The sequence below is a fragment of the Pseudomonas marginalis genome (assembly GCF_900105325.1).
Taxonomy (GTDB): domain Bacteria; phylum Pseudomonadota; class Gammaproteobacteria; order Pseudomonadales; family Pseudomonadaceae; genus Aquipseudomonas; species Aquipseudomonas marginalis.
This window is the reverse complement of record NZ_FNSU01000004.1, coordinates 279,004-298,563: the sequence shown is the minus strand read 5'-3', so window position 1 is coordinate 298,563 and position 19,560 is coordinate 279,004. Positions and strand designations below refer to the sequence as shown.

Below are 19,560 nucleotides of genomic sequence, written 5' to 3'. Positions count from 1 at the left end.
TGAAGGGGGGGGCTAAAAACCCGCGCAGTTTAACGCGAGTCGGGGGTGTATTTCCTCCTATCAGAGGATTTAAACCCAATAGAGTTCATGGACTTTATTTAACGTGCCTCCGGCGGCTTGCGCAGCAAACTGTAGGCCATGCCTCCCAGCGCCGCCACGCCGAGCAGTAATACGGCCCAGAGTCCGAGTTTTTTCCAGTTCGGCCCGCTGTCGACAGCCGCAGGGACCGCTGGCGAAGTGACCGCGACGGCCCCGGCCACCTTGGCCTGTCCCAAGGTGTTGAGGCGCTCGGCGGTGTAATCCGGGATCAGCGTCGACAACGGCAGGTTCGCCGCCTTCACCGAAGCATTCCCCAGCGCCAGCGTGAACGGCGGCTCGCCCCGCGCCAGGAACACCAACTGCGTGGCGCGCACCGCGAAGTGCAGGGCCGGCGCTTCGACGCCCAGGCCACCGCCGCGCTCGTCGACCTGCAACTTGAGTTCGGCGACCGTCTGGCCGGGCAGTTGCAACTCGTCCTGCACCACGTCCTGGCCATTCTGGGTCAGGCGGTAGAGCAGACCATTGCTCAGCGGCTGCCAGGCTTGATTGCTGTCACGTCGCCCCGCCAGGGTCACCGGCGCCAGCGTATTGGGCTGCTTCAACTCGATACGCAAACGTTCGACGCTCAGCCCTGCAGGTAACTTCCAGCTGTACTCACCCGCCTTGAGCCGCGTGCCCGAGAGCGGCTGCGACCATACCAGCGGCAGCGGCAGGCTGCTGCTGGTGGCACTGGCCAACCTGGCCGAGGTCAGCAACGGTGCCGCCTGCCCCTTCCACACCAGGCGCAGGTAACGCGCGGACTGGCCCGGCAAACTGACGTCATGCTGCTCGACCCGCTCGTCGGCAAACGACAAACGCGCCACTTGCCCATCCCCCCAGGATTGCCAGTGCTGCAAGTCATCACTGGCTTCAATGCTGAAGCGCTGGAAGCCCTCCTGCTCGCGGCTCCAGTCCAGGCTCAACTGCTGCAACGGCGCCTTGATTTTACTGGCATCGAGCACCCAGCCACGCAGCACCTGCTTGCCGGGCTTGGGTGCGGTGGACGGTTTGATTTCCACCAGGGTGCCTTCGGCCGTGGTTTTCATCACCACACCGGGCAAGGTTGCCTGGGTGTCGGCGGCGTACAGCGGGAACCACTTCACGTCGGTGACTTCACGACTTTCGGTGCGTTGCGACGCTTGACGCGACAGCGCGTAGGCCTGGGGTTCACCGGCAGCGTTAAACACCCGCACATCGCTGAGGTCAGCCTGGCGCGCATTCAGTTGCACGGCCAAGGGCAACTCAAGGCGATACCAGGGGCCGTTGCCGCTGACGCTCAGCGGCACCTGGCTGCTGAAGTCGGCCGGCGTTTCCTGCGCCCACACCGACAACGTCGTACACATGCCCAGCACGACCACGCTCAACTTACCGATCAAGAGGATGCTCCTTCAGTGTCCAACACAGGTTCGGCACGCTTGGGCGGCAGCGGCGCAAAGTAGCCCACCACCAGCAACAACCCGCCCACGCCGATAAACGACACGATCCGCGCCAGGCCGCCACGGTTGCTCAGCTCGACAAAGAACAGCTTGGCCACCACCACCGCGATCAGCGCCGCGCCGATCAGCCACACTTCGCGACGATGGCGCAGGTGACCGCCGATCATCAGGCCGAGGGCGATCAGGGTCCAGACAATCGACAGGCCGGCTTGCACCAACATCGATTCCAGCAACCCATCCAGATGGAACGGCACGCCGCCCCAGTGGTGTGCGGTGCGCATCACCAGGGCCGTAAAGAACGCGAACAGCGAAATACCGGCAATGCCTTGGGCGATCAATTCAGCACGCGGCCCGCGTTGCGGCGCCACGCTGCGCGACCACAGGTACACGCCCAGCAGCGCAAACAGCAAGCCGAGGTCCAGCGGGTTGAGCAACGGCACATAGGGCAGCGGCCTGGCCGTGCCGTCGCTGAAGGTATTCGCCAGCCAGAACCAGCCCAGCATCAGCACCGCCAATGGGAGTGCCGCCAGCACTCGATATTCCCGTGGATACGCCGACACCGGCCACGGCCAGCGACGCGGTGCAGCAGCCAGCACCAGGTACAGACTTGGCAGGATTGCCCAGCCCAGCCAGCGCCAGGCGTTGTATTCGCTCGACAGCAACAACAGGCCGTAGCGCAGCTCCAGCGCCAATACGCCGATCAGCATCCAGCAACCCAACACGTGAGCAACGCTCAGGACGGTGGCCGGCACCAGCGTCGCCAAACGCCGCAGCGCGATGAAATGCACCCCGAACACCGCCAGCCAGGCCAGCCAGCCGTAGTGCGCTGCCGGGTGGTAATAATTATGCGCAGACACCAGCAATACCATCCCCGCCGCCGGCATCAACAGGGTGCAGAGCATGCCCAGGGACGCCCAGCGCAGGCGCGTCGCGAGCAACGCCCAGATCGCCACGCTGACCGCCGCACTACCCAGCAGGAGCGCACCCCGCAGCTCATCGGGTATAAACCGCAGCACTTCAGCGATCAGCGCCAACGCCCACCACGCCGCGCCCCACACCAGCAGCAGGTCCGACAGGCGTTGCAGCTTGAGTACGGCAAACACCGGCGCATGGGGTTCACGCTGCAGGCGCCAGGCACCGATCAAGGCGGCCAGGCCCAACACCATCGGTGTCCAGAACCCGCTATGCCCCAGGGGACGCAGGCCCTCGCTGGCCAAAGGCCCGAGCAGCTCCGGCACCGCCAGCAGGAACGACGCGCCGCCGATCACTTGCAGCAGTAACCCGAACACGAAACTGACGCGCTGTTGCAGGTACAGGCTCAACCAGATGATCAACAACCCACTGGCCGCCCACACACCGCTGGCGCTTTCCCATGGCAGTACAAACAGCACGGCAAGATTGATCAGCACCAACCCGGCCAGCAGCACCACGGACAGCCCGCGCAACAGCCGTACATCGCTGCGCACCATGTCATCGCGCGCCGCCAGCAGCATGCCGCCGATCAACGCCAGGCCGATCAACGACGCGCTGAGCAGGCCGCTCCAGCCGGCGTTGAATACCGCTGCCGAGTCGCCGCCTTGCAAGCGCAGCAGGAACAACGCCCCGCCCAGCAGTTGCACGGCAAACGCCGTGAACAGGAAGGTGCGCGAGCCAATCCGCAAGCCGATGAACAGGGTCGCCAGGCCGGCGAGCGCCCAACTGATGGCAGTGCCTTGAGTCAGCAACAACAGCGGCGCGAGCAGGTACACAAAGGCCAGGCCGAGGCTGGCCAGAACCGGCAGGCCCTTGCGCTCCCACTCCGCCGCCTGCTCCGTCGCGGCCCTGCGCAGTTGGTCGAAGCTGAACAGCAACGCCGCGCCCAGCAGCAACGCCCCGAGGGGCGCCCCCTCCAGCAGCGTGTGTTCGCCGATGCGCAGCTCACTGAGAAACGCCAGCGCCGAGCCCAATTGCAGCAACAGGCCAAATGCCCGCGCCAACGGCCGCTGCTGGCGCAAGCCGAGCCAGAAGATCCCGGCACCTTCCACCGCCCAGGCGGCTGCGGTCCAACGCGCATCGAGGCCCAGGGGAATCGCCAGGCTGGCAAAGATCACCCCCAGGGCCAGGCAGGTTTCCGCCAGCAGCAAGGCGCGCCCGCCATTGAGCACGCGGGCCAGGCCCATGTAGAGGATGCCCAGGCCCAGCGCGCTGAATGCTGCGGCGAACTCAAGGTGCTGCACCAGCGCGAACTGCAGGCCAAACCCCACCAGCGGCGGGCCGAACAGCATGCTGCCATCAACGTAATCGCCCTTGGCCGCCGACCAGCGCAACAACGCATCGCGACCTTCGGGGGCGTCGCCCATCTCCCGCAATTTGCGCCGGGCGAACAACAGGCCGATAGCCAGGTACATCAGGAAAAACAGGATCAGGAACGGCTCGGTACTCCACAGCAACTCAGGCGTATAGGAACGCATGCCCCAGGCAAAGCCGATACCGAAGGTGCCGACAAAGCCGATCAGGTTGAGCAGGCGCCAGGCCTTGAACCAGGCGATGGCGAGGATACCGGCATTGAGCAGGGCAAAATAACTGAACAGCGCGACATGATTACCGGCGCCGGTGGACGTGAGGATCGGCGCCGCGAAGCCGCCGAGCGCTGCCGCACAGGCCAGTCCCAGCGCATCCTGGGTAATCGCCAGGATCGCCGAGAACACCGTGACCGCCACCAGCAGGCCCAGCGCCGCGCTCGGGTCGATCAACGGGTGCAGGCGCATCGCGGCAAACACCGTCAGGTACAGCACCGCGATCCCGGTGCCTTGCAGCATCAAGCCGTAGTTGCTGTTGCGCAGCCGCAGCCACCAGCCCAGGCCCAACAGGCCAAGGGCCGCCGCCGCAACGCCGGCGTAACGCAGTTCGATCGGCACCACCATACCTTCGGTGGCGTAGCGCAGCAGGAACGCCAGGCCGAGAAACAGCAGCACCACGCCGACACGCAGCACGGTGTTGCCACCAAACAGCCAATTGCGTGCGCCGCTGATGGCGCGTTCGATCAGGTTGGGGCCACGGGGAGCGGCAGGTTCTTGAGGCGGGCGTGGCGTCGGGGCAGGCGTCCAGACGTCATCCGGCAAGGGCTGGCTCGGTTCGGCGACCATGGCGACAGGCGTCAATTCAGCCGGCAGCTCCCACACCAGTTCAGGCGCCTTGGCGACAGGTGCCACCTCAGGGACAGGCGGCTCGACGATGACAGTGCGTGTCGGCGTGGGTACTTCCAGTTGCCGCAGGCGCTCACCCAGGGCGATCAACGCCTTCTGCGTGGCTTCCAACTGAACAGCCTGTTGCTGCGCCTGGGCCGCCAGCTTCGACAGGCGAATCGCCTGGCCAATGCCCAACCCCAACAGCGCACCAATGCCCGCATCATAGAACGACTCATCGAGCGTCCAGCCGAGCACCAGGCCAATCAGCATGAAAATCCATTGCATGGTCGATATTCCCTAAACAAACCGTGCTGTAGGAGCGAGCTTGCTCGCGAAGAACGCAAAGATACCGCGTTAAATCAGAAAGCACGCGTTATCGTTGGCGTTTTTCGCGAGCAAGCTCGCTCCTACAGTAGATCTAGTCGAGGGCTTTCCAGATTTCCGTAGCGTACTCGCGGATCGTCCGGTCCGACGAGAACCAGCCCATCCGTGCGGTATTGAGCACCGCCGAACGCCACCACGCCTTGGAATCATGCCAATGCGCTTCGACCCGCGCCTGGGCGTCCCAGTAGGAATCGAAGTCGGCGCAGACCAGGAAGCGGTCGTAGTCGATCAACCCGTCGATCAAGCCCACATAGCGGCCCGGATCGTCCGGCGAGAACACCCCGCCCCGAATCGCTTGCAGCACATCGTTCAGACGATGGGACGCCGCAATATCGGGCCCGGCGTTGAATTCCCCGGCGTGTTTACGTGCCTCGACCTGCTGTGCGCTGAGACCGAAGATAAACATGTGATCGGCGCCCACGCGCTCGTGCATCTCCACGTTGGCGCCGTCCATGGTGCCGATGGTCAGCGCGCCGTTGAGGCCGAACTTCATGTTGCTGGTGCCCGAAGCTTCAAAGCCGGCGGTGGAGATCTGCTCCGACAAGTCCGCCGCCGGGATGATGCTTTCCGCCAGACTGACGTTGTAGTTGGGCAGGAACACCACCTTGAGCAGCCCACGTACGGTCGGGTCGTTGTTGACGGTGCGCGCGATGTCGTTGGTCAGCTTGATGATCAACTTGGCCTGGTGATAGCTGGCCGCCGCCTTGCCCGCGAAGATCTTCACCCGTGGCACCCAGTCGGTGCCCGGCTCGGCACGGATCGCCTGGTACAGCGCCACGGTGTGCAGCAGGTTGAGCAACTGGCGCTTGTATTCGTGGATACGCTTGACCTGCACGTCGAACATCGCCGCCGGGTTCACCGAAATGCCCAGGCGCTCATGGATGATCTCGGCCAGCGCACGCTTGCTGTGCAGGCGCTGGTCGGCAAAGGCTTTGCGGAAGGTCTGTTTCTCGGCGAAGGTTTCCAGCTCGCCCAGGCGGGTTTCGATGTTGTCGAGAATGTCCGGGCCCAAGGCTTCCACCAGCATATCGGTGAGCTTGGGGTTGGCCTGGTACAGCCAGCGGCGGAAGGTAATGCCGTTGGTCTTGTTGTTGATGCGCTCCGGGTAGAGCTTGTGCAGCTCGGAGAACACCGTGCTGCGCATCAGTTGGGTGTGCAGGCCGGACACGCCGTTGACGCTGTGGGAGCCGAGGAACGCCAGATTGCCCATGCGCACACGGCGGCCGTTGTCTTCTTCGATCAGGGACACAGCGCGCAGCACGTCGAAGTCATGGATGCCCTTGGCGCGCAGCGCATCGATGTGCTGGGCGTTGATCAGGTAGATGATCTGCATGTGCCGGGGCAGCATGCGCTCCATCAGGCCGACCGGCCAGGTTTCCAGGGCTTCGGGCAACAGGGTGTGGTTGGTGTACGACAGGGTTTCGACGGTCACATCCCACGCGGCTTCCCACGGAATGTCGTGCAGGTCGACCAACTGGCGCATCAACTCAGCCACGGCGATCGAGGGGTGGGTGTCGTTGAGTTGGATCGCCGCGTGTTCGCCCAGGCTCAGGACCGAGCCGTGCATGTTTTTGTGGCGGCGCAACAGGTCTTGCAAGGAGGCGGCGACGAAGAAGTATTCCTGGCGCAGGCGCAGTTCCTGCCCCGCTTCGGTGCTGTCCGCCGGGTAAAGCACTCGGGAGATGCTCTCGGCGCGGGCCACTTCGGCGACGGCGCCCAGGTGGTCACCGGCGTTGAAGCGCTCCAGGTGCAGGTCTTCCACCGCACGGGCACGCCACAGGCGCAAGGTATTCACGCTGGCGCCGCGCCAGCCGACCACCGGGGTGTCGTAGGCAACGGCACGCACGGTTTCGTTGGGCGTCCACACTTGGATCAGCTTGCCGGAGGCATCCGGCAGGGTCTCGACGCTGCCGCCAAAGCCAATCGGGTAAATCACCTCGGCCCGCTCGAATTCCCACGGGTTGCCGAAATCCAGCCAGCGTTCGGTCTGTTCCTGCTGCCAGCCATCGACAATCGCCTGGCGGAACAAGCCGTGCTCATAACGAATGCCATAACCATGGCCGGCAATGCCCAAGGTCGACATGCTTTCCATAAAGCACGCGGCCAGACGGCCGAGGCCGCCGTTGCCAAGCGCCGCGTCGGGCTCCAGCAGGCGAATGCGTTCGAGGTCCACACCCAGCTCGGACAAGGCTTCGCGAGCGATCTCCAGCACGCCGAGGTTGCTCAGGCTGTCGTAGAGCAGGCGGCCGATAAGGAATTCCAGGGAGAGGTAATAAACCCGCTTCTGGCCTTTGCGGTAGATACGCCGCGTGTGATCCATCCAGTGGTCGACCATCTGGTCGCGGGCGGCCAAGGCAATGGCTTCGAACCAGTCATGGTCGAAGGCATGGTCCGGGTCTTTGCCCACCGCGTAGGTGAGTTTGGTCAAGACAGCATCGCGGAATGCGGCTACCTCTGCTTCTCGTGCAAGCGGTTCCTGAGACATCGGTGTGACCTCGGGCGAGATTGAAAGAGTTGCTAGAGCCTAGTCGGTCTGACAGACGGTAGACGCTCTGGTTCGGCAGTTTTTTAACTCATTCACCTTTACAGGCATTTGATGCAGGGGTCGTGCCCGATCGGCCCATGTCCAGCCTTTGAGCTGAAATACGCAAAATATTGTTCAAAAAACCACCAATCCCGGTATGATCGCGCGCCCGGATACAGCCCCACCTTTTGGAACCCCGATGAAGCCTCAACTGATCGCCGCCGCGGAACTCGACCGTCTCGAGACTTGGCAGAAATATTCCGCCCATATGTGCGGCGGCTGCGTGTCCAGCTGCTGCACGCTGCCGGTTGAGGTGAAGATCAAGGACCTGATCCGCATTGGCATCGTCGATGAATTCGAGCGCGGCGACCCGCCGAAGAACATCGCCAAGCGGTTGCAGAAGGAAGGCATCGTCGAGCGCTACAACAACAAATCCGAGATTTTTACCCTGCAGCGCATGAGCAACAACGACTGCCTGTACCTGGATCGTAAGACGCGCTTCTGCACTATTTATGACAAGCGCCCGGATACTTGCCGCAACCACCCGAAGATCGGGCCGCGCCCGGGGTATTGCGCGTACAAGCCGAAGGAAGTGGTGCGCGAGACCAAGTTCAAGACCCTCGACAAGTTCTGATCACAACCTTGTAGTGAGCGGGCTTGTTGTGGTGAGCGGGCTTGCCCCGCGCTGGGCTGCGAAGCGGCCCTAACCCGGTCTCTGCATTTTTCCAGATAAAACTCAGGTGCCTGGATTTGGGGTGGCTTCGCCACCCAGCGCGGGGCAAGCCCGCTCACTACAAGAGCCCGCACAACACAAATTGCAGGCAAAAAAAACGCCCCCGGCCTTTCGACCGGGGGCGTTTTTCATTCAGCCTGAGTTAACTCAGTTCTTGGCTTTCTTGGCAGCGCGGGTACGCTCGCCTTCGTCCAGGATCTTCTTACGCAGGCGGATCGACTTAGGCGTGACTTCGCACAGCTCGTCGTCCTGGATGAATTCCAGGGCCTGTTCCAGGGTGAAGCGAACAGGTGGGACCAGGGCGATGGTTTCGTCTTTGCCCGAAGCACGCATGTTGTCGAGCTTCTTGCCTTTGGTTGGGTTGACGCCCATGTCGTTGTCACGGCTGTTCAGACCAACGATCTGACCGTTGTAGATCTCTTGACCGTGCTCAACGAACAGCTTGCCACGCGCCTGGAGGGTTTCCAGGGAGTAGGTCAGTGCCTTGCCGGTTTCTACCGATACCAGGACACCGTTCTGACGGCCGGACATGTCGCCGGACTTCATGGTGTCGTAGCGATCGAAGATCGAGGTCAGGATGCCAGCACCGTTGGTCAGGGTCAGGAACTGGTTACGGAAACCGATCAGACCACGAGCAGGAATGTTGTATTCCAGACGCACACGGCCTTTGCCATCCGGCACCATGTTGGTCAGGTCGCCCTTACGCAGGCCCATCTCTTCCATGACCTTGCCCTGGGATTCTTCCGGGGTGTCGATGGTGACGTTTTCGAACGGTTCCTGCTTCACGCCGTCAACCTGACGGATGATCACTTCTGGACGACCAACGCCCATTTCGAAGCCTTCGCGACGCATGGTTTCGATCAGTACCGAGAGGTGCAGCTCACCACGGCCGGAAACCTTGAACTTGTCAGCCGAGTCGCCTTCTTCAACGCGCAGTGCAACGTTGTACAGCAGCTCTTTGTCCAGACGTTCCTTGATGTTACGGGAAGTCACGAACTTGCCTTCTTTACCGCAGAAAGGCGAGTCGTTTACCTGGAAGGTCATGGAAACGGTTGGCTCGTCAACGGTCAGAGGCTTCATCGCCTCAACGTTGTCCGGCTGGCACAGGGTGTCGGAGATGAACAGGGAGTCCATGCCGCTCACGCAGACGATGTCGCCAGCGAAAGCTTCTTCAACGTCGATACGGTGCAGACCGTGGTGACCCATCAGCTTCAGGATACGACCGTTACGCTTCTTGCCGTCGGCGCCGATAGCAACAACCGGGGTGTTCGGCTTGACGCTACCACGAGCGATACGGCCAACGCCGATAACACCCAGGAAGCTGTTGTAGTCCAGTGCCGAGATTTGCATCTGGAACGGACCATCACGGTCAACTTTAGGCGCCGGTACGTTGTCGACGATCGACTGGTACAGCGGGGTCATGTCTTCAGCCATGTCGGTGTGTTCCAGACCGGCAATGCCGTTCAGGGCCGAGGCGTAGACGACTTTGAAGTCCAGCTGTTCTTCGGTGGCACCCAGGTTGTCGAACAGGTCGAAGATCTGGTCCAGAACCCAGTCCGGACGCGCGCCTGGACGGTCAACCTTGTTGATGCACACGATCGGACGCAGGCCGGCTTCGAAAGCCTTCTTGGTCACGAAACGGGTTTGCGGCATAGGGCCGTCTAGAGCGTCAACCAGCAGCAGAACGGAGTCAACCATCGACATTACGCGTTCTACTTCGCCGCCGAAGTCGGCGTGGCCCGGGGTATCCACGATGTTGATGTGGTAGCCGTTCCAGTTGATAGCGGTGTTTTTTGCCAGGATGGTAATACCGCGCTCTTTTTCCTGGTCGTTGGAGTCCATCACGCGCTCGTCGTTGAGCTCGTTGCGCTCCAGGGTGCCGGATTGACGCAGGAGTTTGTCTACCAGGGTGGTTTTACCATGGTCAACGTGAGCAATGATGGCGATGTTACGTAGATTTTCGATCACTTGTGTATCTCGATCAGAGGATTCGGTGTGCTGACAGGTCGTGGCAGCGATTAACAGTAGAGTCAGGCCTTGCCGTTACAGCTTGACGGCAGAGTCGGGGGGCCGGTGACGCAGGCCACAGGCAAACAGCCCCGGGCTCTTAGCTCGGTCGATAAACGCGCACATTGGCATGCCCCTCACTGAGCAAATGGTGGGCATGCAGGCGACTCATCACGCCTTTGTCGCAATACAACAGGTACTGACGGCTGTTATCCAGTTCCTTGAAACGCGCGTTCAATGCATAGAACGGCAGCGTTTGTACGTCGATGCCGGCGACTTCCAGCGGCTCATCTTCAGCGGCATCCGGGTGACGGATGTCGATGACGATTTGTCCGGCCAGGGCTTCGCTGACTTCTTCGATCTGCACATCCTGGCCCAGTTCGTCGATCACACGATCGATCGGGACCAGCTTGGCGTTCTCGAGCGCACGCTCCAGAACCGCCATATCAAACTGTTGTTCTTCGTACTCCACGCGGTTGCGCTTGGCGTGGGTCTTGGGGTTCACCGAAATGACCCCGCAATATTCAGGCATGTGCTTGGCAAAGTCGGCGGTGCCGATTTCTTCTGCCAAGTCGATGATGTCCTGCTTGTGGCTGGCGATCAGCGGACGCAGTACCAGCTTTTCAGTCACGCAGTCGATCAGTGACAGGTTCGGCAGCGTCTGGCTGGAAACCTGGGAAATCGCTTCACCGGTCACCAGCGCGTCGATCTGCAACTGATCGGCGATTCGGGACGCAGCGCGCAACATCATACGCTTCAAAACTACGCCCATATGACTGTTATCGACTTTACCGAGAATTTCGCCCAGCACTTCCTCGAACGGTACGCTCACAAATAGCACGCGCTGGGAGCTGCCGTACTTCTTCCAGATAAAGTGCGCAACCTCCATCACGCCCAATTCGTGTGCACGCCCGCCCAGGTTAAAGAAGCAGAAGTGGCTCATCAGGCCGCGGCGCATGATCTGGTAGGCCGCCACCGTGGAATCGAAACCGCCGGACATGAGGACCAGGGTCTGTTCCAGGGCGCCCAGCGGGTAGCCGCCGATGCTGTCGTGCTGGCTGTGAATCACAAACAACCGTTGGTCGCGAATTTCCATGCGCACTTCAATTTGCGGCGCCTTGAGGGAAATTCCTGCGGCGCCGCACTCGCGACGCAGCTTGCTGCCGACGTATTTCTCGACGTCCATGGAGCTGAACGGGTGCTTGCCGGCACGCTTGCACCGCACCGAAAAAATCTTGCCTTCAAGGCTGTCGCCGAAGTGCCGTTTGCATTTTTCGGTGATGTCGTCGAAGTCCCCCAGCGGGTACTCATCCACCTGCAGGAAATGCGCGATACCCGGCATGCAGCTCAGGCGCTCGGTCATGTCCTTCAAGGCTTTGACGTCGGTCAGGCGGGTTTCCAGCTCGAGGTTGTCCCACACACCGTTCACCACCACAGCCGGGTCCAGATCGCGGAGCACGGCACGGATGTTCTTGGCCAACTGACGGATGAAACGCATCCGTACCGGTCGGCTCTTGATGGTGATCTCGGGGAAGACTTTAACGATTAATTTCATGGAAACAGCGCGCGCAGGGCCTGCCGAAAAAGGGGGGCGCGGATTATAGCGGAAATCGCTCAAGGTTTAACCAGTTAATATGCACAACACTCGACTCGCACTAAAGAGGTGCATTTGCATCGCCTTGCGCCACATTTCGGTGCTCGTATTTCAGGCTTTTGTCGCTATGTACCCTTTATAGGGCGTTTTTGGAGCAAAAAACCCATGTTGGCGCACTGGCATGCAATTTGCTCTCTTGTGAGGCAGGTTGCCATGGCGGACTATCCGCGCCGGCATCACCCACATTCTAAGGGCTAACTCCACTACCCCAGCCCGAAGCCACCCGGAGGACACTATGTCGAAGTCGGTTCAACTCATCAAAGATCATGACGTTAAATGGATTGATCTGCGCTTCACGGACACCAAAGGCACTCAGCACCACGTGACCATGCCGGCTCGCGACGCGCTGGATGATGCTTTCTTCGAAGAAGGCAAAATGTTCGACGGCTCCTCCATCGCTGGCTGGAAAGGCATCGAAGCCTCCGACATGATCCTGATGCCGGACGACAGCACTGCCGTCCTCGACCCGTTCACCGAAGACCCAACCCTGATCATCGTCTGCGACGTGATCGAGCCTTCGACCATGCAAGGCTACGACCGCGACCCACGTGCGATCGCCAAGCGTGCCGAGGAATACCTGAAGTCCACCGGTATCGGCGACACCGTATTCGTAGGCCCGGAGCCGGAATTCTTCATCTTTGATTCGGTCAAGTTCAAGTCCGACATCTCCGGTTCGATGTTCAAGATCTTCTCCGAACAAGGTTCGTGGATGTCCGACCAGGACGTGGAAGGCGGCAACAAAGGCCACCGTCCAGGCATCAAAGGTGGCTACTTCCCGGTTCCGCCGTTCGACCACGACCACGAAATCCGTACCTCCATGTGCAACGCCATGGAAGAAATGGGCCTGGTCATCGAAGTTCACCACCACGAAGTGGCGACTGCCGGCCAGAACGAAATCGGTGTGAAGTTCAACACCCTGGTCGCCAAGGCTGACGAAGTCCAGACCCTGAAGTACTGCGTACACAACGTGGCTGATGCCTACGGCCGTACCGCTACCTTCATGCCTAAGCCACTGTACGGCGATAACGGTTCGGGTATGCACGTTCACCTGTCCATCGCCAAAGAAGGCAAGAACACCTTCGCTGGCGAAGGTTATGCCGGCCTGTCCGACACCGCCCTGTACTTCATCGGCGGCATCATCAAGCACGGTAAGGCCCTGAACGGCTTCACCAACCCGTCGACCAACTCCTACAAGCGTCTGGTCCCAGGTTTCGAAGCACCGGTCATGCTGGCCTACTCGGCTCGCAACCGTTCCGCCTCGATCCGTATTCCTTACGTATCCAGCCCGCGCGCTCGCCGTATCGAAGCTCGCTTCCCGGATCCAGCAGCCAACCCATACCTGGCCTTCGCTGCCCTGGTCATGGCCGGCCTGGACGGTATCCAGAACAAGATCCACCCTGGCGACGCCGCCGACAAAAACTTGTACGACCTGCCGCCTGAAGAGGCCAAAGAGATCCCACAAGTGTGCGGCAGCCTGAAAGAAGCCCTGGAAGAGCTGGACAAGGGCCGTGCGTTCCTGACCAAAGGCGGCGTATTCAGCGACGACTTCATCGATGCCTACATCGAGCTGAAAAGCGAAGAAGAAATCAAAGTACGCACCTTCGTACACCCACTGGAATACGAGCTGTACTACAGCTGCTGATCCGGTAGCGCTGCTTAAGGTGGCGTGATGCGAAAAGACCTCCTTCGGGAGGTCTTTTTTTGCCTGGGGATTGTCAGGTGGCTGCTCGGCGGTCGAGCATATGGCTGACCATCGAAGACGGAGGGCGGTGGATTTGGGGTTGGCTTGAGCCCTACGCGACCACTGTAGGAGCGAGCTTGCTCGCGAAAAACGCCAGGGCACCGCATTTCTTCAACATTTACGCGTTATCGTTAACGACCTTCGCGAGCAAGCTCGCTCCTACAGGGGGATTTCCTTTGAAACATCGACTTGCGTTCACTTTGTTCTTTATCAGCGCCAGTGCATTGGCTGCGCCACCTACGCTTGAGCCTTTACTCAACAGCATCGCCGAGCGCCTGGAGATCGCCGACCAGGTGGCCTTGAGCAAATGGGACAGCAAAAAACCTGTAGAGGATAAGAAGCGCGAACAAGAAGTGATCGCCAGCGTTGTCGCCCAGGCGCCGAGCTACAAACTGGCACCCGCCGCCGCCGAGCAATTCTTCTCGGCCCAGATCGAGGCAAACAAGCTGGTGCAGTACACCCACCTGTCCGATTGGCAGTTCCAGGGCAAGGCACCCGACGATCCGCGCCCGGACCTGGTGAAGCAGATTCGCCCGCAGCTGGATCAATTGCAAACACGCCTGCTGCAACAACTGGCGGACTTCACCCCCCAACGTACCGACCCGCAGTGCCCTCACTGGCTGGCCGAAGCGGTGCATGAGCCGCTGAACGACCCGCTGCGGCAACTGGCGATGATCCGCGCCACGGCCGAGCTGTGTATTCGCACAGGCCAATAACGGATGACACCCACATTATTTTAGGCACCTTCCGGCATCCCTCCCCGAACAGCGATCGTAGCCTGGCCGGCCACTCAGCGAACGGGATGAAACCAAACCATGGAAGCCCTCAAATGCTTGATCGCAACAGCGGCCTGCTTGTCTGCCCTAGGCTGCAGCAGCCAGCCGAAAAACGTCGTGCAAATCGAAAAGGAAATCCTGCTGCAGAGCAGCGCTTCATGGGACGGAACACCTTACAAGGCTTATCCCTCCGGCCCGCCGGAACTCACGCTGTTGCGACTCAAGATCCCCGCGAATACGCAGTTACCCTGGCACAGCCACCCCATGCCGAACGCAGCGTATATCCTCTCGGGCGAGTTGATCGTTGAAGCCCGTAAAGGTGGGCAAGCCCTCACCCTGACACAAGGGCAAACCCTGGCCGAGATGGTAGGCACAGTCCATCGCGGCAGAACCGGGAGCACACCGGTGGAACTGCTGGTCTTTTACGCCGGCAGCGCGGGCATGCCACTCTCCCAGCCACACTGATAAAGCCCCACCACTGAGATCGCTCTCGCACAGCCGCCGAGAGCGCTCTCTCATCACTTCCTGAACAAACCTCACAAAACCGCACTATATTGGTGCGACGACCTGCACCCTTCCCACTGACTCACCCCATTTTGGTTCGAAACTTCCCGGCCAAGCTGGCAGAACGCCACAGTTTCGCGCCTTAAACCCCTATTTCTGGGGATTAACGCTTCTTTTCGGAGCCTTGGTTTGGTTTTTGCATTTTCCTTGTATCAGCGCGTGCCTCAAGCCCGCGCCTTGCTCCAAAAGAGGTCCCGATGACCATCAGCGATGCACTGCACCGTTTGTTACTCGACAATCTGACTACCGCGACCATCCTGCTCAATGACGACCTGCGCCTTGAGTACATGAACCCGGCGGCGGAGATGCTCCTGGCCATCAGCGGCCAGCGCAGCCATGGGCAGTTCATCAGCGAATTGTTCACCGAGTCGGCCGAAGCCTTGAGTTCATTGCGCCAGGCGGTGGAGCAGGCACATCCGTTCACCAAGCGTGAAGCGATGCTCACGGCACTGACCGGCCAGACGCTGACCGTCGACTACGCCGTCACCCCGATCCTGAGCAACGGCGCGACCCTGCTGCTGCTCGAAGTGCACCCCCGCGACCGCCTGTTGCGCATCACCAAGGAAGAAGCCCAGCTGTCCAAGCAGGAGACCAGCAAGATGCTGGTGCGCGGCCTGGCCCATGAGATCAAGAACCCGCTGGGCGGCATTCGCGGCGCGGCACAGTTGCTGGCCCGCGAGCTGCCGGACGAGCACCTCAAGGACTACACCAACGTCATCATCGAAGAGGCTGACCGCCTGCGTAACCTGGTGGACCGCATGCTCGGCTCCAACAAGCTGCCGTCGCTGGCGATGACCAACGTGCACGAAGTACTTGAGCGCGTCTGTCAGTTGGTAGAAGCCGAAAGCCAGGGCTGCATCACCTTGGTGCGCGACTACGACCCGAGCATTCCCGACGTGTTGATCGACCGCGAGCAGATGATCCAGGCGGTGCTCAACATCGTGCGCAACGCCATGCAGGCCATCAGCAGCCAGAACGAGCTGCGCCTTGGCCGCATCAGCCTGCGCACCCGTGCCCTGCGCCAGTTCACCATCGGCCACGTGCGCCATCGCCTGGTGACCAAGGTCGAGATCATCGACAACGGCCCAGGCATTCCTGCGGAACTTCAGGAAACCATCTTCTTTCCCATGGTCAGCGGCCGCCCGGACGGTACCGGGCTGGGCCTGGCCATTACCCAGAACATCATCAGCCAGCACCAGGGTCTGATCGAATGTGAAAGCCATCCCGGCCACACCACGTTCTCGATCTTTCTGCCTCTGGAACAAGGAGCCCCATCGACATGAGCCGTAGTGAAACTGTGTGGATCGTCGATGACGACCGTTCTATCCGCTGGGTCCTCGAGAAAGCCTTGCAACAGGAAGGCATGACCACCCAGAGCTTCGACAGCGCCGACGGGGTGATGAGCCGCCTGGCGCGCCAGCAGCCCGACGTGATCATCTCCGACATCCGCATGCCCGGCGCCAGTGGCCTGGACCTGCTGGCGCGGATTCGCGAGCAGCACCCGCGCCTGCCGGTGATCATCATGACTGCGCACTCCGACCTGGACAGCGCTGTCGCGTCCTATCAGGGCGGCGCCTTCGAGTACCTGCCCAAGCCATTTGATGTGGACGAGGCCGTGGCGCTGGTCAAGCGCGCCAACCAGCACGCCCAGGAACAGCAGAACCAGGAAGCCCCGCCGACCCTGACCCGCACCCCGGAAATCATCGGTGAAGCGCCGGCGATGCAGGAAGTGTTTCGCGCCATCGGGCGCTTGAGCCATTCCAACATCACCGTGCTGATCAACGGCGAGTCGGGTACCGGTAAAGAGTTGGTGGCCCACGCCCTGCACCGCCACAGCCCGCGGGCGGCCTCGCCGTTTATCGCGCTGAACATGGCGGCGATCCCCAAGGATCTGATGGAGTCCGAGCTGTTCGGCCATGAGAAAGGCGCGTTCACCGGCGCAGCCAACCTGCGTCGCGGCCGCTTCGAACAGGCGGACGGCGGCACGCTGTTCCTCGATGAAATCGGCGACATGCCGGCCGACACCCAGACCCGCCTGCTGCGCGTACTGGCGGACGGCGAGTTCTACCGCGTGGGCGGGCACACACCGGTCAAGGTCGATGTGCGCATCATCGCCGCGACTCACCAGAACCTGGAAACCCTGGTGCACGCCGGCAAGTTCCGTGAAGACTTGTTCCACCGTCTCAACGTGATCCGCATCCACATCCCACGTATGTCGGACCGTCGCGAAGATATCCCGACCCTCGCCCGCCACTTCCTCAGCCGCGCCGCCCAGGAGCTGGCCGTCGAGCCGAAGCTGCTGAAAAGCGAGACCGAGGAATACCTGAAGAACCTGCCATGGCCCGGCAACGTGCGCCAGCTGGAGAACACCTGCCGCTGGATCACCGTGATGGCGTCCGGCCGCGAAGTGCATATCGGCGACCTGCCGCCGGAGCTGTTGAGCCTGCCGCAGGATTCGGCACCGGTGACCAACTGGGAACAGGCGCTGCGCCAATGGGCCGACCAGGCCCTGGCACGCGGCCAGTCGAACCTGCTGGACAGCGCCGTACCGGCCTTCGAGCGGATCATGATCGAAACCGCCCTCAAGCACACCGCCGGCCGCCGTCGCGATGCCGCCGTGTTGCTGGGTTGGGGTCGCAATACCCTGACGCGCAAGATCAAGGAGCTGGGCATGAAGGTCGATGGTGGTGATGACGATGAGGGCGACGACGCCTGATCTCCAATCTATCGAGGTCTAATGTGGGAGGGGGCTTGCTCCGGTACAAACCGGGGACATCGTTTACATTTCTAACCGGGGACATGGTTTACAGGCTAATACGCATGATCAGGAGGTAACTGATCATGCCCTGGAACCAAGAGTCCCCCATGAATCAAAGAATCAAGCTGGTAGCTGATTGGCTTTCTGGCAACTTCACCAAAAGCCAGTTGGCACGCCGCTTTGACGTTAGCCGACCTACCGTCGATAAGTGGATTGCCCGGCACGACGGCGATTTGAGGTCTTTATCCGAACTGTCCCGGCGACCTCACAACAGCCCAAATAAAACCGACGACGAGATTTTGGCCCGTGTAGTCGCGATGAAGGAGGCTCACGATAAATGGGGGCCGAAAAAGCTTCTCGAGCTATTACGGCTGGAAGATCCCTCCGTCACCTGGCCCTCTCCAAGTACGGCCGGTCAATGGCTTGACCGACTTGGGCTCGTCAAAAAGCGGCGCTTCAAACGCCGACACAGCATTTCCCACGCACAAATGCGAAAGGCCGACGAACCTAACAAGACGTGGTGTGCTGACTACAAAGGGCAGTTCAAGATGCTTAATGCTCAGATGTGCTTCCCTTTGACCGTCACAGACCATGCGTCGCGGCTGATTTTAGCGTGCAGGGCCCATCCCAAGATCATGACCCAGCCTGTAAAACAGGCCTTTGAGAGGCTTTTTCAGGAGTACGGCATGCCGGAAGTTATCCGTTCGGACAACGGGGTACCGTTCGCCTCTCCTGGCCTGGCAAGAATATCCACACTGGCAGTTTGGTGGATTCGGCTGGGTATTTATCCCGAGCGAACCATGCCGGGAAGACCCGCCCAGAATGGTCGCCATGAACGAATGCACCGTAGCTTGAAACTTGAGTTGCCCTTAGGGAAAAACTTAGTCGAGCAGCAGCTTTTGCTGGAGCATTTCAGGCATGAGTTTAATTACGTACGCCCTCACGAAGCGCTCGGCATGAAACGTCCAGGAGACTTGTATGTGCCGTCCACCCGAATTTATCCAGGATGCTTGCCCGATGTGGAATATCCGGCAGAAATGAAAGTTCGAAGCGTCAGGCAGGACGGATCGATCAAGTGGAACGGCAAGTTGGTATTTATCAGCGAGGCGCTGTCCGGGGAAAGGATAGGGCTCAAAGAAGCTGAAGATGAAGCTTGGGATTTGTACCTGTGTGATTATCCCTTGGGGAGGCTTGGACGAGGTATGACCCGCGTCCAGGCCTCAAATGTGTAAACGATGTCCCCGGTTTCAGATGTAAACGATGTCTACGGTTCTACATCCCGATAGCGGTGGATCAGTCAGATAGATATCGACTGACACTCCGCCATCGGGAGCAAGCCCCCTCTCACATTTGGACCTCCACACGGACTCAGAACCGTGCACCGCTTCAATGCACCCTGTTCTAGCATCGCGCACACGTTCCAAGCCCGAGGCAAGCCTCTTGTTAAAAAAATGCTGAACCCCGAAAACACCAAAGCCCCGTATTCCGGGGCTTTGCGCTTTCTGATGAAATTATTTGGCACAGTTTGGCGAGTCTGGCACGCGCCCTGCAATAACCCTTGTACAACCCAGTTTCGGGGACCTTGGTACAGGCAGGCCGAGAATCCCCTCTTTACACCCGGGGTGCTTGATGCGAACCGCGTCGCGCTCCACACCGCTTTCGGGAACCTCGGTACAGGCAGGCCGGGGATTCCCTCTTTAACACCGAAGCCTCTGGCTTCACCCCGTTTTGGGAGCCC

Annotated in this window: 12 protein-coding genes; 7 read left to right on the top strand and 5 right to left on the bottom strand. The window is 60.6% G+C overall.

Translation table 11 applies throughout. The features are described 5' to 3' along the window. Positions 1-98: 98 nt before the first annotated feature. The 3 genes from BLW22_RS31960 to BLW22_RS31950 form a co-directional block, all read right to left on the bottom strand. Positions 99-1,451 (bottom strand): DUF3999 domain-containing protein, encoded by a 1,353-nt coding sequence (locus BLW22_RS31960; RefSeq protein WP_074848775.1) that lies wholly within the window; start codon positions 1,449-1,451, stop codon positions 99-101. Then, a complete protein-coding gene (locus BLW22_RS31955; protein ID WP_074848458.1) occupies positions 1,451-4,966 on the bottom strand; it encodes a DUF2339 domain-containing protein in 3,516 nt (1,171 codons plus the stop codon). The genes BLW22_RS31960 and BLW22_RS31955 overlap by 1 nt, the downstream gene beginning before the upstream one ends. 133 nt (positions 4,967-5,099) lie before the next feature. Next, positions 5,100-7,550 (bottom strand): glycogen/starch/alpha-glucan phosphorylase, encoded by a 2,451-nt coding sequence (locus BLW22_RS31950; protein WP_065925746.1) that lies wholly within the window; start codon positions 7,548-7,550, stop codon positions 5,100-5,102. A gap of 238 nt (positions 7,551-7,788) precedes the next feature. Here BLW22_RS31950 and BLW22_RS31945 point away from each other — a divergent pair, with 238 nt between their 5' ends. Further along, positions 7,789-8,223 (top strand): YkgJ family cysteine cluster protein, encoded by a 435-nt coding sequence (locus BLW22_RS31945; RefSeq protein ID WP_024072902.1) that lies wholly within the window; start codon positions 7,789-7,791, stop codon positions 8,221-8,223. A gap of 246 nt (positions 8,224-8,469) precedes the next feature. On the opposite strand, the gene typA is transcribed toward BLW22_RS31945, so the two are convergent. Together typA and thiI are read right to left on the bottom strand one after the other, a co-directional pair. Next, positions 8,470-10,290, bottom strand: a complete 1,821-nt coding sequence (typA, locus tag BLW22_RS31940; protein ID WP_074848456.1) for a translational GTPase TypA — start codon at positions 10,288-10,290, stop codon at positions 8,470-8,472. A 139-nt stretch (positions 10,291-10,429) separates the two neighbouring features. Further along, positions 10,430-11,884 carry a tRNA uracil 4-sulfurtransferase ThiI gene (thiI, locus tag BLW22_RS31935; protein WP_065925747.1) on the bottom strand — a complete coding sequence of 485 codons (1,455 nt, stop codon included), beginning with the start codon at positions 11,882-11,884 and terminating at the stop codon, positions 10,430-10,432. Positions 11,885-12,218: 334 nt separating this feature from the next. Here thiI and glnA point away from each other — a divergent pair, with 334 nt between their 5' ends. The 6 genes from glnA (at position 12,219) to BLW22_RS31900 (ending at position 19,054) form a co-directional block, all read left to right on the top strand. Then, positions 12,219-13,625: a glutamate--ammonia ligase gene (glnA, locus tag BLW22_RS31925; protein WP_024072899.1), complete on the top strand. Its 1,407-nt coding sequence runs from the start codon at positions 12,219-12,221 to the stop codon at positions 13,623-13,625. A gap of 275 nt (positions 13,626-13,900) precedes the next feature. Next, complete coding sequence (locus tag BLW22_RS31920; RefSeq protein ID WP_065925748.1) at positions 13,901-14,440, top strand: chorismate mutase; 540 nt, start codon at positions 13,901-13,903, stop codon at positions 14,438-14,440. Positions 14,441-14,539: 99 nt separating this feature from the next. Next, positions 14,540-14,965 carry a cupin domain-containing protein gene (locus BLW22_RS31915; RefSeq protein ID WP_074848454.1) on the top strand — a complete coding sequence of 142 codons (426 nt, stop codon included), beginning with the start codon at positions 14,540-14,542 and terminating at the stop codon, positions 14,963-14,965. 296 nt (positions 14,966-15,261) lie between these two features. Continuing rightward, positions 15,262-16,347, top strand: coding sequence for a nitrogen regulation protein NR(II) (gene glnL / locus BLW22_RS31910; RefSeq protein ID WP_024072896.1), 1,086 nt, complete (start codon positions 15,262-15,264; stop codon positions 16,345-16,347). Beyond that, positions 16,344-17,780, top strand: a complete 1,437-nt coding sequence (ntrC, locus tag BLW22_RS31905) for a nitrogen regulation protein NR(I) (protein WP_027605069.1) — start codon at positions 16,344-16,346, stop codon at positions 17,778-17,780. The genes glnL and ntrC overlap by 4 nt, the downstream gene beginning before the upstream one ends. 125 nt (positions 17,781-17,905) lie before the next feature. Further along, entirely contained in the window at positions 17,906-19,054 is a 1,149-nt protein-coding gene (locus BLW22_RS31900) for an integrase core domain-containing protein (protein ID WP_065924691.1), read from the top strand. Positions 19,055-19,560: the final 506 nt, after the last annotated feature.